The organism is Rhodobacter viridis (assembly GCF_003217355.1).
In the GTDB taxonomy this organism is placed as follows: Bacteria; Pseudomonadota; Alphaproteobacteria; order Rhodobacterales; family Rhodobacteraceae; genus Rhodobacter; species Rhodobacter viridis.
In genome coordinates this window covers 28,049-44,466 of sequence record NZ_QJTK01000004.1, presented here as the reverse complement: position 1 = coordinate 44,466, position 16,418 = coordinate 28,049, and the positions used below count along the sequence as shown (strand labels likewise).

The following is a 16,418-nucleotide window of genomic DNA, read 5'->3' as shown; positions in this document are numbered from 1 at the left end:
TCGATGAGCGGAACCATGCCGCTGCCGCCGCACCGTCCGGGCGGCTATAACGTCGTGATCATCACGCTCGACCAGCATGCCGCAGGTCCGGCTGCCCGCGCCCTGCCGCGGTTGCAACACGACTTTCCCGACATCCATGTTTCCGTCCACGCCGCCGCCGAATGGTCGGAAAACCCGGCCAAGCTGGCGGCTGCGAAAGCGGCCGTCCTTGGCGCGAATATCGTCGTCGCGAACCTGCTGTTCATCGACGAGCACCTGCAGATGATCCTGCCCGAGATGCAGGCGGTCCGTGACGGGCTGGATGCCTTTGTCGGCATGGTCGCCGATCCGCAGATCGTCCGTCTGACGAAGATGGGCGATCTCGACATGACGAAGCCCACCTCGGGGCCGATGGCGCTTTTGAAGAAGCTGCGCGGCAAGTCGCAACCGGGGGCGGGATCTGCCGAAAAGCAGATGTCGATGCTGCGGACGATCCCGAAGATGCTGAAGTTCATTCCGGGCAAGGCGCAGGATCTGCGCGCCTGGTTCCTGTGCATGCAGTATTGGCTGGGCGGGTCCGAGGACAACATCGAATCGATGGTCCGCTATCTGGTGGGCCGCTACGCCGACAACCGCGACTGGCGCGGCATCAAGGCGGCGGCACCGATCGATTACCCCGAGGTCGGTCTTTATCACCCCGACATGCCGGGCCGGATCACCACCGATCCGAAGAAACTGCCGCAGCCTGCCAATCCGGTCGCGACGATCGGCATCCTGATGCTGCGCAGCTACATCCTGGCCAATGACACCGCGCATTACGATGCGGTGATCCGCGCATTGCAGGCGCATGGCGTCGCCGTTCTGCCCGCCTTCGCCGGTGGTCTTGATGGCCGCCCGGCGATCGAGGAATTCCTGCAAGGCAAGGTCGATACGCTGCTGTCGCTCTCCGGCTTCTCGCTGGTGGGCGGTCCCGCCTATAACGACAGCGATGCCGCGGTCGAGGCGCTGAAAGCGCTCGACGTGCCCTATATCACCGCGCAACCGCTCGAATTCCAGACGCTTGGCCAATGGCGGGCGTCGGGGGGCGGGCTTGGCCCGGTGGAAACCACCATGCTGATCGCGCTGCCGGAAATCGACGGCGCGACGAACCCGACGGTGTTTGCGGGCCGCCATGATCCGGCGGGCTGCCTCACCTGCGCACGCGGCTGCAAACCCGACCCGGAAGCCGAGAGCCACGCGATGGCCCCCTGCCCCGAGCGCATCGAGGTGCTCGTCGACAAGGTCGTCCGGATGGCGAAGCTGCGCCGCTCGCAAGTGGCCAACCGCAAGGTCGGCATCGTGCTTTACGGCTTCCCGCCGAACGCGGGCGCGGCCGGGACGGCGGCTTACCTGTCGGTCTTCGAGAGCCTTTTCAACGTCATGCACGCGATGAAGGCGAACGGCTACCAGATGGGCGAGCTGCCGGAATCGGTGCAGGAGCTGCGTGACGCGGTGCTTTGCGGCCCGAACACGACGCATGGCCAGCCCGCGCAGATCGCGGCCCGCATCCCCGCGGCCGAGTTCGTGGCGCGCACGAAATGGCTGAAAGACATCGAAGCCGCCTGGGGTTCCAGCCCGGGCAAGCACCAGACCGACGGGCGCGACGTCTTCGTTCTGGGCCGTCAGTTCGGCAATGTCTTCGTCGGCCTGCAGCCGGTCTTCGGCTACGAAGGCGACCCGATGCGGCTCCTGTTCGAAAAGGGCTTCGCGCCGACCCATGCCTTCGCGGCCTTCTACCGCTGGCTGCGCGAGGATTTCGCCGCCGACACGCTTTTGCATTTCGGCATGCACGGCGCGCTCGAGTTCATGCCCGGCAAACAGGCGGGCATGTGCGAAAGCTGCTGGCCGGATCGGCTGATCGGCAACCTGCCGAACGTCTATCTTTACGCCGCCAACAACCCGTCCGAAGCGACGCTGGCGAAACGCCGCTCGAACGCGGTGATCGTCTCGCACCTGACGCCGCCGCTGGCGCAATCGGGGCTCTACAAGGGTCTGGCCGAGATCAAGGAAAGCCTTGGCCGTCTGCGCGCCCTGCCCCCCGACTCGCCCGAGCGCGAAGACCTCGAAGCGCTGGTGCGCGAACAGGCCAAGAGCGTCAACATGGACGCTTCTGACCTTTCCACCCTTTGGGAAAAACTGCTCGAAACCGAAGGCGCGCTGATCACCGAAGGCCTGCATGTCGTCGGCAAGACCATGACGCCCGAGGCGCGCGCCGAGATGCTCGATCTGATGCCGGAGAATGCCGACCGCGCGCGGGCGGACCAGCTGCTGCAGGAAGAGCATGAAATCGCCGGGCTTCTGCGCGCACTTGATGGCCGCTATGTGCCGCCGGTGCCGGGGGGCGATCTGGTGCGCTCGCCCGAGATCCTGCCGACGGGGCGCAACATCCACGCCTTCGACCCGTTCCGCATGCCGACCGCTTTCGCGATCAAGGACGGCGCGGCGCAGGCGGCGCGGTTGCTCGCCACTCACCCCACTCTGCCGCGCTCGATCGCGCTGGTTCTGTGGGGCTCGGACAACATCAAATCGGATGGTGGTCCGATCGGTCAGGCCCTCGCCCTGATGGGCGCGCGGCCGCGGTTCGACAACTACGGGCGCTTGGCCGGGGCGGAGCTGATCCCGCTGGCCGAGCTTGGCCGTCCGCGGATCGACGTGGTGATGACGCTCTCGGGCATCTTCCGCGACCTGCTGCCCTTGCAGACCAAGCTGCTGGCCGAAGCCGCGTATCTTTGCGCCTCGGCCGAAAACGAACCGCTGGCGCAGAACTTCATCCGCGCCAACGTGCTCGCCACGATGCAGGACACCGGAATGGACTTCGATACGGCCTCGCTGCGGGTCTTCTCGAATGCCGAAGGGGCTTACGGCTCGAACGTCAACACGCTGGTCGGCTCTGCCGGCTTTGGCGATGAGGACGAGCTGGCCGATGCCTACGAGGCGCGCAAGTCCTTTGCCTATGGGCGCGACGGCAAGTCCACGAAGCAGGTCAGCCTGCTGCAAAACGTACTGTCGAAGGTCGATCTGGCCTATCAGAACCTCGAGTCCGTGGAACTCGGTGTGACCACCGTGGACCACTATTTCGACACGCTGGGCGGCATCGCGCGGGCGACGAAACGGGCGCAGGGCGGCAAGGAAACGGCCGTCTACATCGGCGACCAGACCCGCGGCGCGGGCACGGTGCGCACGCTGCAAGACCAGATCGCGCTGGAGACCCGGGCGCGAAGCCTCAACCCGAAATTCTACGAAGGGCTGTTGAAACACGGCGCCGAAGGCGTGCGGCAGATCGAAGCGCAGGTGACGAACACCCTTGGCTGGTCTGCCACGACAGGGCAGGTTGAACCTTGGGTCTATCAGCGGCTTTCGGAAACCTTTGTGCTTGACGACGAGATGCGCGAGCGGCTGGCAAGCCTGAACTCGGCCGCATCAAGCCGGATGGCGCAGCGGCTTCTGGAGGCCTCGGACCGCAACTACTGGCAGCCGGATCCGGCGACGCTGGCGGCTTTGCAAGCCGCCGCGGACGAGCTGGAAGACCGGATGGAAGGCGTTGCGGCAGAATGACATGGACGACGACGAAAAGGAGGGCCGCATGAGCCCGCGCGACGATATTCCCGACCTGAAGGGCTTCGACGGTGACGGCGAAGGCTCGGTGCAGGTGCACGACAGCGAAGACATCGGCCTCGATGTCGGCGGCGCGCGCGTGTTCTCGGTCTATGGCAAGGGGGGGATCGGCAAATCGACGACCTCCTCCAACCTCTCGGCCGCTTTCTCGCTTCTGGGCAAGCGCGTGCTGCAGATCGGCTGCGACCCGAAGCATGACAGCACCTTCACCCTGACGGGTCGGCTGCAGGAGACCGTGATCGACATCCTCAAGCAGGTGAACTTCCACCCGGAAGAACTGCGCCCCGAGGATTACGTCACCGAAGGCTTCAACGGCGTGATGTGCGTCGAAGCTGGCGGCCCGCCCGCGGGCACGGGCTGCGGCGGCTATGTGGTCGGCCAGACGGTGAAGCTGCTCAAGCAGCATCACCTTTTGGAGGACACCGACGTGGTGGTGTTCGACGTGCTGGGCGACGTGGTCTGCGGCGGCTTTGCGGCCCCCCTGCAGCATGCCGACCGGGCGCTGATCGTGACCGCGAACGACTTCGACAGCATCTATGCGATGAACCGCATCATCGCGGCCGTGCAGGCGAAAGCGGTGAACTACAAGGTCCGCCTGGCGGGCTGCGTGGCCAACCGCTCGCGCGAAACGAACGAGGTGGACCGCTATTGCGAGGCCGCCAACTTCAAGCGCATCGCCCATATGCCGGATCTGGACTCCATCCGCCGCTCGCGGCTGAAGAAGCGCACCCTGTTCGAAATGGACGATGCCGAGGATGTGGTGATGGCGCGCGCCGAATACATCCGTCTGGCCGAGACGCTCTGGCGTTCGACTGGCGAGCCGGGCCTGACGCCCGAGCCGCTGACCGATCGCCATATCTTCGAACTTCTGGGATTTGATTGAGATGTCCTCCGACTACGCAGACATCCGCGATCGCGTCGAACACTACTTCGACCGCACCGCGACCCGGGCCTGGGAACGGCTGACGACCGCGGATGCGAAGGTGAGCAAGGTTCGCCAGACCGTCCGCGAGGGCCGCGACACGATGCGTGCCGTCATGCTGTCGCGTCTGCCCGACGATCTGACCGGCTGCCGCGTCATGGACGCGGGCTGCGGCACGGGTCTGACGACGGCCGAGCTGGCCAAGCGCGGCGCCGAGGTGGTGGCGGTGGATATCTCGCCGCAGCTGATCGACATCGCGAAAGGGCGCCTTGCGCCCGAATTGCAGGGCAAGGTCAGCTTTCATGTCGGGGACATGGCTGACCCGGCTCTGGGCCAGTTCGACTATGTCGTGGCGATGGACAGCCTGATCTACTACCGCGCGCCGGATATCGGCCGGGTGCTGACCGAGCTGGGCAAGCGCACGCATAGCGCCATCGTCTTCACCGTCGCGCCGAAAACGGCCTTCCTGATGGCGTTCTGGTGGCTGGGCAAGCTCTTCCCGCGCTCGAACCGCTCGCCGACGATGATCCCGCATGCGCTCGACAAGTTGCAGCGCCACGCGGGCGACAGCCTGATCAAGATCGACCGCGTCGCGCGCGGTTTCTACATCTCGGAATGCCTGGAGTATCGGCCATGATGCTCTCCCGCCGCATGATCGGTTCGCTGGCGATGACCTGGCTGCCCTTCGCCGATGCGGCGTCCGAAGAACTGCCGCTGCGGCAATTGCTGCGGCTCTCGCTGTTTCAGGTTTCCGTCGGCATGGCGCAAGTCCTGCTTCTGGGCACGCTCAACCGGGTGATGATCCTGGAGCTGGGCGTGCCCGCGCTTGTCGTGGCCGCGATGATCTCGATTCCGGTGCTGGTGGCGCCCTTCCGGGCGATCCTCGGGCACCGGTCCGACACCTACCGCTCGGCGCTTGGCTGGAAGCGCGTGCCCTACCTGTGGTTCGGCTCGCTCTGGCAGATGGGCGGGCTGGCGCTGATGCCGTTCTCGCTGATCCTGCTTTCGGGCGATCAGACGATGGGCCCCGACTGGGCGGGCGAGGCTTTCGCGGCCGTGGCCTTCCTGATGGCGGGTCTTGGCATGCACATGACCCAGACCGCGGGTCTGGCGCTCGCCGCCGACCGCGCGACCGAGGAAACCCGACCGCAGGTGGTGGCGCTGCTCTACGTCATGTTCCTGGTCGGCATGGGCATTTCGGCGGTGATCGTCGGCTGGCTGCTGCGCGACTTCGATCAGATCACGCTGATCCGCGTCGTGCAGGGCTGCGGGGCGATGACGCTGGTGCTGAACGTCATCGCGCTGTGGAAACAGGAAGTGATGCGGCCGATGACCAAGGCCGAACGCGAAGCGCCCCGCCAAAGCTTCCGCGAGGCCTGGCGCCTTCTCGCCGCCGAGACCGGAGCCCTGCGGCTTCTGGCCACGGTGATGGTTGGCACACTTGCCTTTTCGATGCAGGACGTGCTTCTCGAACCCTATGGCGGGCAGGTGCTTGGCCTGAAGGTGGGGCAGACGACCTGGCTCACCGCAGGCTGGAGCTTCGGCGCGCTTGTCGGTTTCATCTGGTCGGCGCGGCGCCTTGCACAGGGGGCCGTGGCCCATCGCATCGCTGCGCGCGGGCTTCTGGTCGGCATCGTCGCCTTCACGACGGTGCTGTTCTCGGCGCTTTTCGCCAGCAAGGTGCTGTTCTTCGCTTCTGCCATGGGCATCGGCCTTGGCAGCGGCATGTTCGGAATTGCCACGCTCACCGTGGCGATGATGGTGGTCGTGCGGGGTGCTTCCGGCATCGCGCTCGGCGCCTGGGGTGCTGCGCAGGCCACGGCGGCGGGGCTTGCGGTGTTCATCGGGGGTGCGACGCGTGACCTCGTTGCCCACGCCGCCGCAGCGGGTTATCTGGGGTCACTCCATAGCCCGGCGCTCGGCTACACGGTGGTCTATGTGACCGAAATCGGACTGCTCTTCATCACTCTTGCCGTGCTCGGACCGCTCGTTCGCCCCGGCAGCCTTTTCCCCAAGAAGCCGGAAGCCGGCGAGGCTCGGATCGGCCTTGCCGAATTTCCAACCTGACAAAGGAGGACCAACATGGTCGGTGTCAATTTCTTCGGAGACTTCGATCTGGCCAGTCTTGCAATCTGGTCGTTCTGGGCGTTCCTCGCCTATCTGATCTACTACCTGCAAACCGAGAACATGCGCGAAGGCTATCCGCTCGAAAACGACGACGGCCTGCCTTCGGTCAACCAGGGCCCGTTCCCGGTGCCCTCGCCGAAGACCTTCGAACTGGCCAACGGCCGCAAGGTCGTCGTTCCCTCGGTCGAGAACGAAGAAGCCCACCGTCGCACCGACCTCGCGCTCGAGCGCACCTCGGTCAACGAAGGCTACCCGTTCCGCCCGACCGGCGATCCGATGAAAGACGGCGTGGGTCCGGCTTCGTGGGTGCCGCGGCGTGACGAACCGGAAGTCGATGCGCATGGTCACAACAAGATCCAGCCGATGCGCAAGACCGAGATGAAGGTTTCGGCCGGTCGCGATCCGCGCGGTCTGCCGGTGCAGGCGGGCGACACCGAAGTTGTCGGCAAGATCACCGACATGTGGGTCGACGTTCCGGAACAGCTGGTGCGCTACCTCGAAGTCGAGCTGAACTCGGGCAAGAAAAAGCTTCTCCCGATGACCATGCTCAAGATCTGGTCGGACCGTGTTCGCGTCAATGCGATCACCTCGGACCTGTTCGACGCCATCCCCGACATCAAGTCGCCGGAAGTCGTCACCAAGCTCGAAGAAGAAAAGATCTCGGCCTATGTCGCCGGGGGCTACATGTACGCCAAGGGTGTCAAACCCTACGCGCTCTGATTGCGAGCCTACGGGGACGGCGCGCGCCCGCGCCGTCCCGTCTGACCGCACTACTGGAATACGGAGGTCTGCATGTCAGACCATGACTTCGACTTCGAACCCCAACCGGGGATCCCTGCCCCCCTGCCCGAGGGCGAAGAGATCCTCTGGCAGGGCAAGCCCGACATGTGGACGCTGGCGCGTGACGCCTACAAGATCCGCTGGATGACGGGCATCATGCTTTTCGTGGCCGCATGGCGGACCGTGCTTTACTGGCACGAGGAAGGCGCCCGTGTGGCGCTGCCGACCGCGGTTCTGTTCCTTCTGATGGCCGCTGCGATCTACGGGCTGATGCTTCTGCTCGCCTGGGTGCAGGCCCGTGCCACGATCTACACCATAACCTCGGCGCGTGCGATTCTGCGGGTCGGCGCGGCGCTTCAGGTGACCTTCACCGTACCCTTCACCGTGATCGAGACGATGTCGCTCGCCAAGATCGGCCGCCGCGGCATGGGCACGATCGCGCTGCAGACGCGGTCCGACATGCGCCTGTCCTATGGCGTCCTTTGGCCCCATGCCCGCCCGTGGCATTTCCGCGTGCCGCAACCCGCCTTCCGCTGCATCCCCGATGCCGAAAAGGTCGCCCGCATTCTGGCCGAGGCCGCGCAGGCGAAATTGAACGAGCCGCAGATCGTCGCCGCGCCGCAGGCCGGGGCCGGTCTGGCCGTGGCGCAGTAAACGAGGGCAGACATGGCACAACATCCCGTCTCCCCCGCCCCGCAGCGTCCCGACGCCAAGGCCGGTCGCAAGCCCGAGCCCGAACTGATCCCGAAACCGCTTCTGCGGGCAATGATCGGCATCGCGCTGCTGTCGCTCGCTCTGACCACCTATTCCGTGCTGACCAAGCGCCCGCATGAAGGCGTGCCCGCGCCGGGCAATGTCGTGGCCGAAAAGATGGTGATTCTGAAGGATATCGACGCCCGTCATGCGACGGTGGCCGATGCCGAGGGCAAGATCCTGCTCGATCTGCCCGAAGGCGGCTTCGTCGACGTGATGGCGGCCGCCGTGCGCCGCTCGCGCGCGGTGGCGCGGATCACCGACAACCCGCCGGTGCGGATCGTGCGCTACGACAACGGCCGTCTGACGATGGAAGATCCGGCCACCGGTTGGTCCGCCGAACTTTACGCCTTTGGCGCCGACAGCAAGGCCGCCTTCGAGCGCATTCTCGACATGAAGTGAGGAACCCATGCCCGCTTTGACCGCCCCTTGCCTTCCGAAATCTGCCGCAGCCCAGGCGCGGCGGAAGGCGCGGTCTTGCGGGTTCTGCGTTACCGCCCCCGTGGCGGTCCGGATCGGGGCGATGGGCGCGTCCCCCGGTCCAGCGCGGCGCCCCCGTGATCGGGGGTGCCGCGCATGAACAATCCCTGGCTTGTGGCGCTGACGACGATCTTCGTGTGGTGGTTCTCCACCGGCGCGATCCTGTGGCGCATCCGCCGTGCCGACCTGTCGGGCCGGGCCGCGCATATGCGCTCGGTGCTGGGCGGGCTGCCGCTTCTGATCGGCGGCTATATCGCGATGTCGAACTCGGCCGATGACACCTCGGTGCGCGGCGCCCATGTCGCCTTCCTCTCGGCCGTCTCGGTCTGGGGCTGGTTTGAGCTGGCGTTCCTGTCGGGCGTCGTCGCCGGACCGAATCGCGACCATTGCCCGCCCTTCGCCTCGATGACGGAACGCTTCATCCGCTCGGTCGGCACGCTTTTGTGGCATGAAATCGGCCTGATCTCGGCTCTGATCCTGTGTGCCGTGCTGGTCTGGGATGGCGAGAATCGCTTCGGTCTCTGGACCTTTGGCACGCTCTTCCTGGCCCGCGTTTCGGCGAAGCTGAACCTCTTCTTCGGCGTGCCGCGGATCAACGTGCAATTCCTGCCGAAGCCGCTCGCCCATCTGGCGAGCCACTTCCGCCATGCCCGGATGAACTTCCTGTTCCCGGTCTCGATCACCGTTCTGACCTTTGCCACCGGCTGCTGGATGGAACGCGCCGTCGCCGCCGAGACCGACGGCATCTTCATCGGCTTCGTGCTCCTGACCGTGCTGACCGCGCTCGCGCTGCTCGAGCACTGGTTCATGGTCCTGCCGCTGCCCGATCAGAAGCTCTGGACCTGGATGCTGCCCGCGGTCGACGAGACCGAAGAGGACGCGCTGCTCGACACCGTTCCGGTGCGCATTCCCGCGGGCGAGTGACGCCCAAGATCTGACGCGCGCAATCGTTAACGCGGGCCCCGGTGAAATGTGACGACGTCACAGACGCCCCCTCCCCTGCCCGCTTATCTGCCCGCATTCGCTCCTTTCACAAGGTTTTCGCCGATGCGCGCCGCGACCTTCTCTCTTCTGATTGCCCTTGCCTGCCCCACCGCCGCGCTTGCCGGCAATGAAACCGCCGCCTGCATGGCCGATGCCACGACGCCCGAGGAGCAACTGGCCTGCGTCGGCAAATCCTCGGATGCCTGCCGCGCGCATCTGGTCGACGCCCAGCCCTCGCTGGTGGCGGGCTGCATCACCGACGAGGTGGGCTGGTGGCGCCATCGCATGATGGATGCCGAAGCGGCGATGCAGGCGCGGGCCGAAAAGCTCGACGTGCCCTATACGAAGCAGATCGCCGATGGCGCCCCGCGGCTGACCGACGATTTCGACACCATGCGCAAGGCCTGGACCAACTGGGCCGAGAAGCGCTGCACCTTCGAGGCGATGCTGCATCGCAATTCGCCGCGGCGGATGGTATATGCCATCGACTGCCACCTGCACCTGACGGCCGAACAGGCGCTTTATCTCGAAGCCGCGGCCAAGGGCCAGTAATCCAAGGAACCTTCCATGCTCATCGCTGTTGCCAGCCAGAATTTCCGCACCATTTCCGGCCGCGCCGGAGAGACCGGCCCGTTCCTGATCTACGAGGTCGAAGCAGGCGGCAAGGCGCAGGAAGTGGCCCGGATCGACCTGCCCGAGGCGCTGCAGATGCCTGCCGAGGATGCAGCCTCGCCGCATCCGTTCGACGACATGACCGCGGTGATTTCGTCAGCCGCGATCGAGACCTTCGGTGACCGGATGGCGGCGCGCGGCGTTCTGGCCGTGGTGAGCGAGGAAGAGACCGATCCCGCCACGGCGGCGGGTTCGCTCGCGGTCGCCATCATCGAGGCGCTGACGGCGGCGGGGATGCGGCTTGAAGATCTGGACGGCTGTGGCTGCGGGTGTGGCGATCACGGCCGCGAAGGCTGCGATGGTCAGGGCGGCTGCGGCGGCCATGATCACGGCCATGACCACGATCATGGGGACTGTGGCGGTGGCGGGCATCGTCACGGTCACGGCCATGGGCACCGTCACGGTGGCGGAGGCTGCGGCTGTGGCGGTCACGATCACGATCATGACCACGAGGCCGTTCCGGTGCTGCGCGATGCGCCGCGCCAAAGCGGCGGCGGCTGTGGCTGCGGCGGCGGTGGCTCTTGCCGGGGCTGAGCCCCGTCCTATCTGACCGAAACCCAAATCCGGAGCGATCATGACCGAGCGAAAGCCCGAAATGAAACCTTTGCCCGTACCGTCCTCGCGCTTCGTGCGTGCGGCGAAGCTCGGCGGGCTGGCGTCAAGCATTGCGGGGTCGGTGATGGCCGAGGGGGCGAAAAGCCTTGCCCGCGGGCAGCGCCCGGTGATGAGCGATCTGCTGCTGACGCCGCAAAACGCGCTCAAGGTCGCCGACAAGCTGGCGCAGATGCGCGGCGCGGCGATGAAGATGGGGCAGCTGATGTCGATGGACGCGGGCGAGATGCTGCCGCCCGAGCTCGCCCAGATCATGGCCCGGCTGCGCGCCGAGGCGCATTTCATGCCGCCCGCACAGCTGAAAAAGGTGCTGATCACCGCCTGGGGGCCGGATTTCCTGAAGCATTTCAAGAAATTCGACGTGCATCCCATCGCCGCTGCTTCGATCGGGCAGGTGCACCGCGCCTGGACGAAGGACGGCCGCGATCTGGCGATCAAGGTGCAATATCCGGGCGTGCGCAAGTCGATCGATTCGGATGTCGACAATGTCGCGACGCTGATGAAGATTTCCGGGCTGGTGCCGAAGGGGCTGGATATCTCGCCGATGCTCGACGAGGCGAAACGCCAGCTGCACGAGGAAGCCGATTATGAACGCGAGGGGCGGTATCTGGCGCTCTTCGGGCAGCTGAAGTCGCAAAGCGCCGATTTCACCGTGCCCGCACTGCATCCAGACCTGACCACGCGCGAGGTTCTGGCGATGTCCTTTGTCGAGGGCGTGCCGATCGAAAGCCTTGAGACCGCGCCACAGGCCGAGCGTGACCGGGTGATGCGGCTGATCGTCGATCTGATCTTCCGCGAGCTTTTCGACTATCGGCTGATGCAGACCGACCCGAATTTCGCGAATTTCCGCTACGACCCGGCGACGGGCCGGGTGATCCTGCTCGATTTCGGCGCGACGCGCGAATTCCCCGAGGACTTTGCCGCGCGCTATCGGCGGCTTCTGCGCGCGGGGCTCGATGACGACATGACGGGCGTGCGCGATGCCGCGCGCGAGATCGGCTTCCTGCATGCCGAGATGCCCGCGGATCTCGAGGCGCTGCTGCTTGACATGTTCCGGATGTCGGTCGAGCCGCTTCGGCAGCCCGGGCTTTACGATTTCGGCCAGAACGATCTGGCGCTGCGGATGCGCGATGAAAGCCTGGCGCTGCAATCGCATCGCCATCATTTCCGCTTCCCGCCGGTGGACAGCCTGTTCCTGCAGCGCAAGTTCGGCGGCGTCTATCTGCTGGCGACGAAGCTGCGCGCCCGGATCGACCTGCGGACCTTGGTCGAAAGCTGGCTCTGACCCGCGGTCGGGCAGCGACGCGCCCCCGCCACTCTCAGAACGTCACCACCACCCGCGCCTGACCGGCGCGGATGGTTTTCTCGACCCTGGCCCCCATCGCCGCCGCCAGCGCCGCGACGATGGAAAGGCCAAGCCCCAGCCCACGCGAGCCCGGGCCCTTGCGGAAAGCCTCCTCGACAAAGCCCGTTTGCGCGGTCGGGTTTTCGATCATCAGCGCCGGTCCGGCCCCGTCGGCGGGCGGACGGATCACCACCCGCACCGCGCCCGTGCCATGCTCAAGCGCGTTTTCCAGAAGATTGCGGATCAAGATCGCCAAGGCATCGGCATCGACAGGCAGGCTCAGGCGTTCCAGATCGCCATCGTCGAACCGGATCACCGCGCCGGGCCGACGGGCTTCCTCGACGAGCAGCCGCACCACCTGCACCAGATCGGCCGGGCCACGGCCAAGCCCCAGACCAGCCTCCGAGCGCGACAGCTGCAACAGACGCTCGACCCGGCGGGTCAGATCGTCGAGCATCGGCAGCGCCGCCTCGGCCCCGGCGCCGCCGCCCAGCTCCAGCCGCGCCCGGATCGCCGCGATCGGCGTGCGCAGCTCATGCGCGGCATTGGCGACGAAACGGCGCTCGATCGCGCGCAGATCATCGATCCGCGCCAGATAGCTGTTCAGCCCATGCGCCAGCGGATGCAACTCGCGCGGCAGGCCCGTTTCCGGCACAGGCGACAGATCATCGGGACTGCGCCCGGCAATCGCGCCCGCCAAGGCGTCAAGCGGCCGAAGCGCCCGTGCGAGCGCGCGGCGCAGCCCCCAGATCAGCAGCCCCACCACCGGAACCACAAGCACCAAGAGCGAGACCGCGGCCTCGCCCATTTCCCTGTGCCGCCAGTTGCGGTTATGCGCGACCTCGACCACCTCGTGATCGCCGGTGCGCCGCAGCACCCGCCAGCCCATCGAGTCGAAATAACCGTCCTCGGCGGGCGAAACCCAGGGCACCTGAGGCTCGGGCACGCCGGGGCGGATGATCCGCAACAGCCGGTCGTTTTCCTTCGCCGTCACCGCAACCAGCCGCGGCACGATGTGATCCGCCCCGGTTTCGAGCGCCACCAGCGTCGTCTCGGCCACCAGTTCCAGTTCCTCGTCGAAGCCCTCGCTCATCTCGCGATCAAGGAAGAGAACGGTCATCGCCACCGTGCCGAGCCAGCCCAGCGCCACCACCCCAAGCACCGCCCGCATCAGCCGGTTCCGGATCGAACGGGGGGCACGCCGTTGCGTCATGGCACCACATATCCCAGACCGCGCCGAGTCTCGATCACCTCGGGACCAAGCTTGCCGCGCAGCCGCGAGACATAGACCTCGATCGCATTGCCCTCGATCCGGTCGTCAAAGGCGTAAAGCGCCTCCTCCAGCGCGGATTTGCCCAGCACGCGGCCGCGCGCGCCCAGAAGCGCTTCGAACAAGGCCCATTCCCGCGCCGTCAGCCGCACCTCGACCCCGTCACGCCAGACCCGCGCCAGCGCGCGATCGACCTCGACCGGCCCCAGCGCGATCCGCGCCTCGGGGACGCCCTGCGCCCGCCGGGCATGGGCCCGGATCCGCGCAGAGAGTTCGTGCAGATCGAAGGGTTTGACGACGTAATCGTCGGCCCCGGCATCCAACCCGGCGATGCGGTCGGAGATCTGATCCTGCGCCGTGGCGATGATGACGGGCGTGCGGTCGCCGCGGTCGCGCCGGTCGCGCAAGACCGCCAGCCCCGAGCCGTCCGGCAGCCCAAGGTCAAGGATCACGCAGGCATATTCGGTGACCGCCAGCGCCGAAAGCGCCCCCTCGACATCCTCTGCCAGATCGACGGCATGGCCCTCGGCGCGCAGATGGCGCGCAAGGGTCTCGGCCAGATCGGCGGTATCTTCGACAAGCAGCAGGCGCATGGTCCCGAAATAGCCCCGCGCGGGCATTTTGACGAGGATTTTCGTGCCGAAGATTTTACCACCCGGTCGGCAATCGTAAGCTTGGCGCAAGGCTGCACGACGACACGGGCCGCCAGACTGCGCAAGGAGACCAGAATGTCGAGCAAGCCCCTTCCCTTCACGCCGCCGAAATCCGGCCAAGCTCCGGGCAAAGGCCGGTTCGAACTGACCCCCTGGGGGCTCAATCTGATCGTTGCGGCCTATCTGCTTGCGGTACTGAACGGCGGGATGTGGACGTCGATCTTCAAGGTCTTCGCCGCGGACCAATTGGCGCTGGTGGCCTTCAGCGTCTCGGTGTGCCTGCTCCTGCTCGTGCTGATGTCCTTCATCACCCTGCCCTGGCTGCAACGCCCGGCCTTGGCCTTCATGATCCTCACCGCCGCGGTGGCCGAGCATTTCCGCCATGCCTACGGCGTGCTGATCGACCGCGACATGATCCAGAACGCGATGCTGACCACCACGACGGAAAGCAAGCACCTGTTCACCGCGCAATTCTTCCGTGACATCGGACTTCTGGGCCTTCTGCCCGCCGCGCTCGTCTTCGTGCCGCGGCTGCGCGTGTCCCCGCTGCGCCACCTGCTCTGGCGCTGGCCGCTGGGCATCGCGCTTTCCCTTGCGGTGCTGGTGGGGCTTCTGGCCGCCAACTACCGCTCGATCGCACCCGCGGTGCGCAACCACCACGAAATGCTCGCCTCGTTCCAGCCGGGCGCGCCGATCCGCGCCATGGCCCGCTACGGCGCGCTGCGCCTTGCCACCGCCGACATCACCGCCGCCCCCTATGGCCGCGACGCGACGCAAGGGCCGCTGCTGAAGGCGGCGAAAAAGCCGGTGCTGTTTGTGCTTTTCGTCGGCGAGACCGCGCGGGCGCAGAACTTCGGGCTGAACGGCTATGCCCGCGACACCACGCCGGAGCTTTCGAAGCTTGATCTGGTGAACTTCCCCGACACCTGGTCCTGCGGTACCTCCACGGCCGTCTCGGTGCCCTGCATGTTCTCGGGCCTTGGCACCGACGATTATTCGCAAAAACGCTTCCTTGGCCGCGAAAATCTGGTCGACATCCTCGTGCATGCCGGGATGAAGGTCGAATGGATCGACAACAACACCGGCGATCAGCAGGTGGCGAAGCGGCTGAACGGCATCACCCGGATCGACGCGACGATCGATCCCGCCGCCTGCGCGGGCGGCGAATGCACCGATGCGGCCTTCCTGCCGCTTCTCAAGGCACGGATGGCGACGATCACCGAAAACACCGTGCTCGTGTATCACATGATCGGCAGCCACGGCCCGGCCTATTACCTGCGCTATCCGGCCGATCAGGCGGTCTTCACCCCCGATTGCCGCTCCTCCGCCTTTGCCGATTGCGCGCAGGAGACGATCGTCAATTCCTATGACAATTCGCTGCGCATGACCGACCATGTTCTGGCCCAGACGATCCAGATGATGGCGGCGCAGGACCGCGTGATCCCGGCGATGTATTTCGTCTCGGATCACGGCGAGAGCCTGGGCGAGAACGGGCTTTACCTGCATGCGGCGCCGATGTTCATGGCCCCCGACCAGCAGCGCAAGGTGCCCTTCGTGATCTGGATGTCGCAAGCCTTTCAGGACACGCTTGACGTGCCGCAGTCGTGCCTTGCCGCCAAGGCCGGACAGCCCGCCTCGCAGGATAACCTGTTCCATTCGGTGCTTGGCCTGCTCGACATCCAGACCTCGGTACGCGAGGATGCGCTCGATCTCAGCCACGGATGCCGCAAGGGAGGGGCGTGATGACCAAGGACGACAAACCCGCGCCGCAGGTGGTGCCGCCACGGCCGGGGCTTGGGCATCTGATTGATGCGACAGGCTATTCGATCGCCGGGATGGTGCGGCTGATGCGCGAGACCGCGGCCCGGCAAGAGCTGATCCTCGGTCTGGCGATGCTGAGCCTGCTGGCCATCTTCGGTGCGGGCGCCGGGCATTACGTGGCCTATGGGGTGCTTTTTGCGCTGATGATCGCGGTCGAGGCGCTCAATACCGCGATCGAGGAGCTGACCGACCGGGTCTCTCCCGAATGGTCGAAGGCGGCGAAGGATGCCAAGGACCTGGGCTCGCTCGCGGTCGGGCTGATGGTGGTGTGCAACCTCGGCTTCGTCGGTGCCGTGGGGCTTGGCCTCGTCTGATCCCGTCCGGATGGACAAATGCGCCGCGCGGCCCTAGGGTCCGCGCGGTTTT

General features: G+C 66.1%; 15 protein-coding genes. 13 read left to right on the top strand and 2 right to left on the bottom strand.

Annotation, left to right across the window (positions count from 1 at the left end):
* Nucleotides 1-3 precede the first annotated feature (3 nt).
* The 11 genes from C8J30_RS07350 to C8J30_RS07300 all read left to right on the top strand — a co-directional run bounded on the left by C8J30_RS07350 (nt 4) and on the right by C8J30_RS07300 (nt 12,248).
* On the top strand, nt 4-3,573 hold the full coding sequence (locus C8J30_RS07350) for a magnesium chelatase subunit H (protein ID WP_110805372.1): 3,570 nt from the start codon (nt 4-6) through the stop codon (nt 3,571-3,573).
* Between the two features lie 28 nt (nt 3,574-3,601).
* Nucleotides 3,602-4,516, top strand: coding sequence for a ferredoxin:protochlorophyllide reductase (ATP-dependent) iron-sulfur ATP-binding protein (bchL, locus tag C8J30_RS07345; protein ID WP_055209649.1), 915 nt, complete (start codon nt 3,602-3,604; stop codon nt 4,514-4,516).
* Between the two features lies 1 nt (nt 4,517).
* On the top strand, nt 4,518-5,192 hold the full coding sequence (gene bchM / locus C8J30_RS07340; RefSeq protein ID WP_110805071.1) for a magnesium protoporphyrin IX methyltransferase: 675 nt from the start codon (nt 4,518-4,520) through the stop codon (nt 5,190-5,192).
* Entirely contained in the window at nt 5,189-6,622 is a 1,434-nt protein-coding gene (locus C8J30_RS07335; RefSeq protein WP_110805070.1) for a PucC family protein, read from the top strand. Before bchM ends, C8J30_RS07335 begins: the two co-directional genes overlap by 4 nt.
* Before the next feature lie 15 nt (nt 6,623-6,637).
* A complete protein-coding gene (puhA, locus tag C8J30_RS07330) occupies nt 6,638-7,402 on the top strand; it encodes a photosynthetic reaction center subunit H (RefSeq protein ID WP_110805069.1) in 765 nt (254 codons plus the stop codon).
* A gap of 72 nt (nt 7,403-7,474) precedes the next feature.
* Nucleotides 7,475-8,116 carry a photosynthetic complex putative assembly protein PuhB gene (gene puhB / locus C8J30_RS07325; RefSeq protein WP_110805068.1) on the top strand — a complete coding sequence of 214 codons (642 nt, stop codon included), beginning with the start codon at nt 7,475-7,477 and terminating at the stop codon, nt 8,114-8,116.
* Nucleotides 8,117-8,128: 12 nt separating this feature from the next.
* Nucleotides 8,129-8,617 (top strand): photosynthetic complex assembly protein PuhC, encoded by a 489-nt coding sequence (gene puhC, locus C8J30_RS07320; RefSeq protein WP_110805067.1) that lies wholly within the window; start codon nt 8,129-8,131, stop codon nt 8,615-8,617.
* 174 nt (nt 8,618-8,791) lie between these two features.
* The gene (gene puhE / locus C8J30_RS07315; protein ID WP_110805066.1) at nt 8,792-9,619 is read left to right on the top strand and encodes a putative photosynthetic complex assembly protein PuhE; all 828 of its coding nucleotides are present in this window, start codon (nt 8,792-8,794) and stop codon (nt 9,617-9,619) included.
* A 123-nt stretch (nt 9,620-9,742) separates the two neighbouring features.
* Nucleotides 9,743-10,231: a lysozyme inhibitor LprI family protein gene (locus C8J30_RS07310; protein WP_110805065.1), complete on the top strand. Its 489-nt coding sequence runs from the start codon at nt 9,743-9,745 to the stop codon at nt 10,229-10,231.
* A 15-nt stretch (nt 10,232-10,246) separates the two neighbouring features.
* Nucleotides 10,247-10,885 carry a NifB/NifX family molybdenum-iron cluster-binding protein gene (locus C8J30_RS18575; protein WP_181420817.1) on the top strand — a complete coding sequence of 213 codons (639 nt, stop codon included), beginning with the start codon at nt 10,247-10,249 and terminating at the stop codon, nt 10,883-10,885.
* Nucleotides 10,886-10,925: 40 nt separating this feature from the next.
* The gene (locus tag C8J30_RS07300) at nt 10,926-12,248 is read left to right on the top strand and encodes an ABC1 kinase family protein (protein WP_110805064.1); all 1,323 of its coding nucleotides are present in this window, start codon (nt 10,926-10,928) and stop codon (nt 12,246-12,248) included.
* A 34-nt stretch (nt 12,249-12,282) separates the two neighbouring features.
* On the opposite strand, the gene C8J30_RS07295 is transcribed toward C8J30_RS07300, so the two are convergent.
* Nucleotides 12,283-13,521: a histidine kinase dimerization/phospho-acceptor domain-containing protein gene (locus C8J30_RS07295; RefSeq protein WP_110805063.1), complete on the bottom strand. Its 1,239-nt coding sequence runs from the start codon at nt 13,519-13,521 to the stop codon at nt 12,283-12,285.
* The gene (locus C8J30_RS07290; protein WP_110805371.1) at nt 13,518-14,171 is read right to left on the bottom strand and encodes a response regulator transcription factor; all 654 of its coding nucleotides are present in this window, start codon (nt 14,169-14,171) and stop codon (nt 13,518-13,520) included. The genes C8J30_RS07295 and C8J30_RS07290 overlap by 4 nt, the downstream gene beginning before the upstream one ends.
* A 135-nt stretch (nt 14,172-14,306) precedes the next feature.
* Here C8J30_RS07290 and C8J30_RS07285 point away from each other — a divergent pair, with 135 nt between their 5' ends.
* Nucleotides 14,307-15,974, top strand: coding sequence for a phosphoethanolamine transferase (locus C8J30_RS07285; RefSeq protein WP_110805370.1), 1,668 nt, complete (start codon nt 14,307-14,309; stop codon nt 15,972-15,974).
* Complete coding sequence (locus tag C8J30_RS07280; protein WP_110805062.1) at nt 15,974-16,366, top strand: diacylglycerol kinase; 393 nt, start codon at nt 15,974-15,976, stop codon at nt 16,364-16,366. Before C8J30_RS07285 ends, C8J30_RS07280 begins: the two co-directional genes overlap by 1 nt.
* The last annotated feature ends 52 nt before the right edge of the window (nt 16,367-16,418 follow it).

Coding starts and splice junctions, on each gene's coding strand:
- C8J30_RS07350 (WP_110805372.1), top strand. CDS start 4: ATGAGCGGAACCATGCCGCTGCCGCCGCACCGTCCGGGCGGCTATAAC.
- bchL (WP_055209649.1), top strand. CDS start 3,602: ATGAGCCCGCGCGACGATATTCCCGACCTGAAGGGCTTCGACGGTGAC.
- bchM (WP_110805071.1), top strand. CDS start 4,518: ATGTCCTCCGACTACGCAGACATCCGCGATCGCGTCGAACACTACTTC.
- C8J30_RS07335 (WP_110805070.1), top strand. CDS start 5,189: ATGATGCTCTCCCGCCGCATGATCGGTTCGCTGGCGATGACCTGGCTG.
- puhA (WP_110805069.1), top strand. CDS start 6,638: ATGGTCGGTGTCAATTTCTTCGGAGACTTCGATCTGGCCAGTCTTGCA.
- puhB (WP_110805068.1), top strand. CDS start 7,475: ATGTCAGACCATGACTTCGACTTCGAACCCCAACCGGGGATCCCTGCC.
- puhC (WP_110805067.1), top strand. CDS start 8,129: ATGGCACAACATCCCGTCTCCCCCGCCCCGCAGCGTCCCGACGCCAAG.
- puhE (WP_110805066.1), top strand. CDS start 8,792: ATGAACAATCCCTGGCTTGTGGCGCTGACGACGATCTTCGTGTGGTGG.
- C8J30_RS07310 (WP_110805065.1), top strand. CDS start 9,743: ATGCGCGCCGCGACCTTCTCTCTTCTGATTGCCCTTGCCTGCCCCACC.
- C8J30_RS18575 (WP_181420817.1), top strand. CDS start 10,247: ATGCTCATCGCTGTTGCCAGCCAGAATTTCCGCACCATTTCCGGCCGC.
- C8J30_RS07300 (WP_110805064.1), top strand. CDS start 10,926: ATGACCGAGCGAAAGCCCGAAATGAAACCTTTGCCCGTACCGTCCTCG.
- C8J30_RS07295 (WP_110805063.1), bottom strand. CDS start 13,521: ATGACGCAACGGCGTGCCCCCCGTTCGATCCGGAACCGGCTGATGCGG.
- C8J30_RS07290 (WP_110805371.1), bottom strand. CDS start 14,171: ATGCGCCTGCTGCTTGTCGAAGATACCGCCGATCTGGCCGAGACCCTT.
- C8J30_RS07285 (WP_110805370.1), top strand. CDS start 14,307: ATGTCGAGCAAGCCCCTTCCCTTCACGCCGCCGAAATCCGGCCAAGCT.
- C8J30_RS07280 (WP_110805062.1), top strand. CDS start 15,974: ATGACCAAGGACGACAAACCCGCGCCGCAGGTGGTGCCGCCACGGCCG.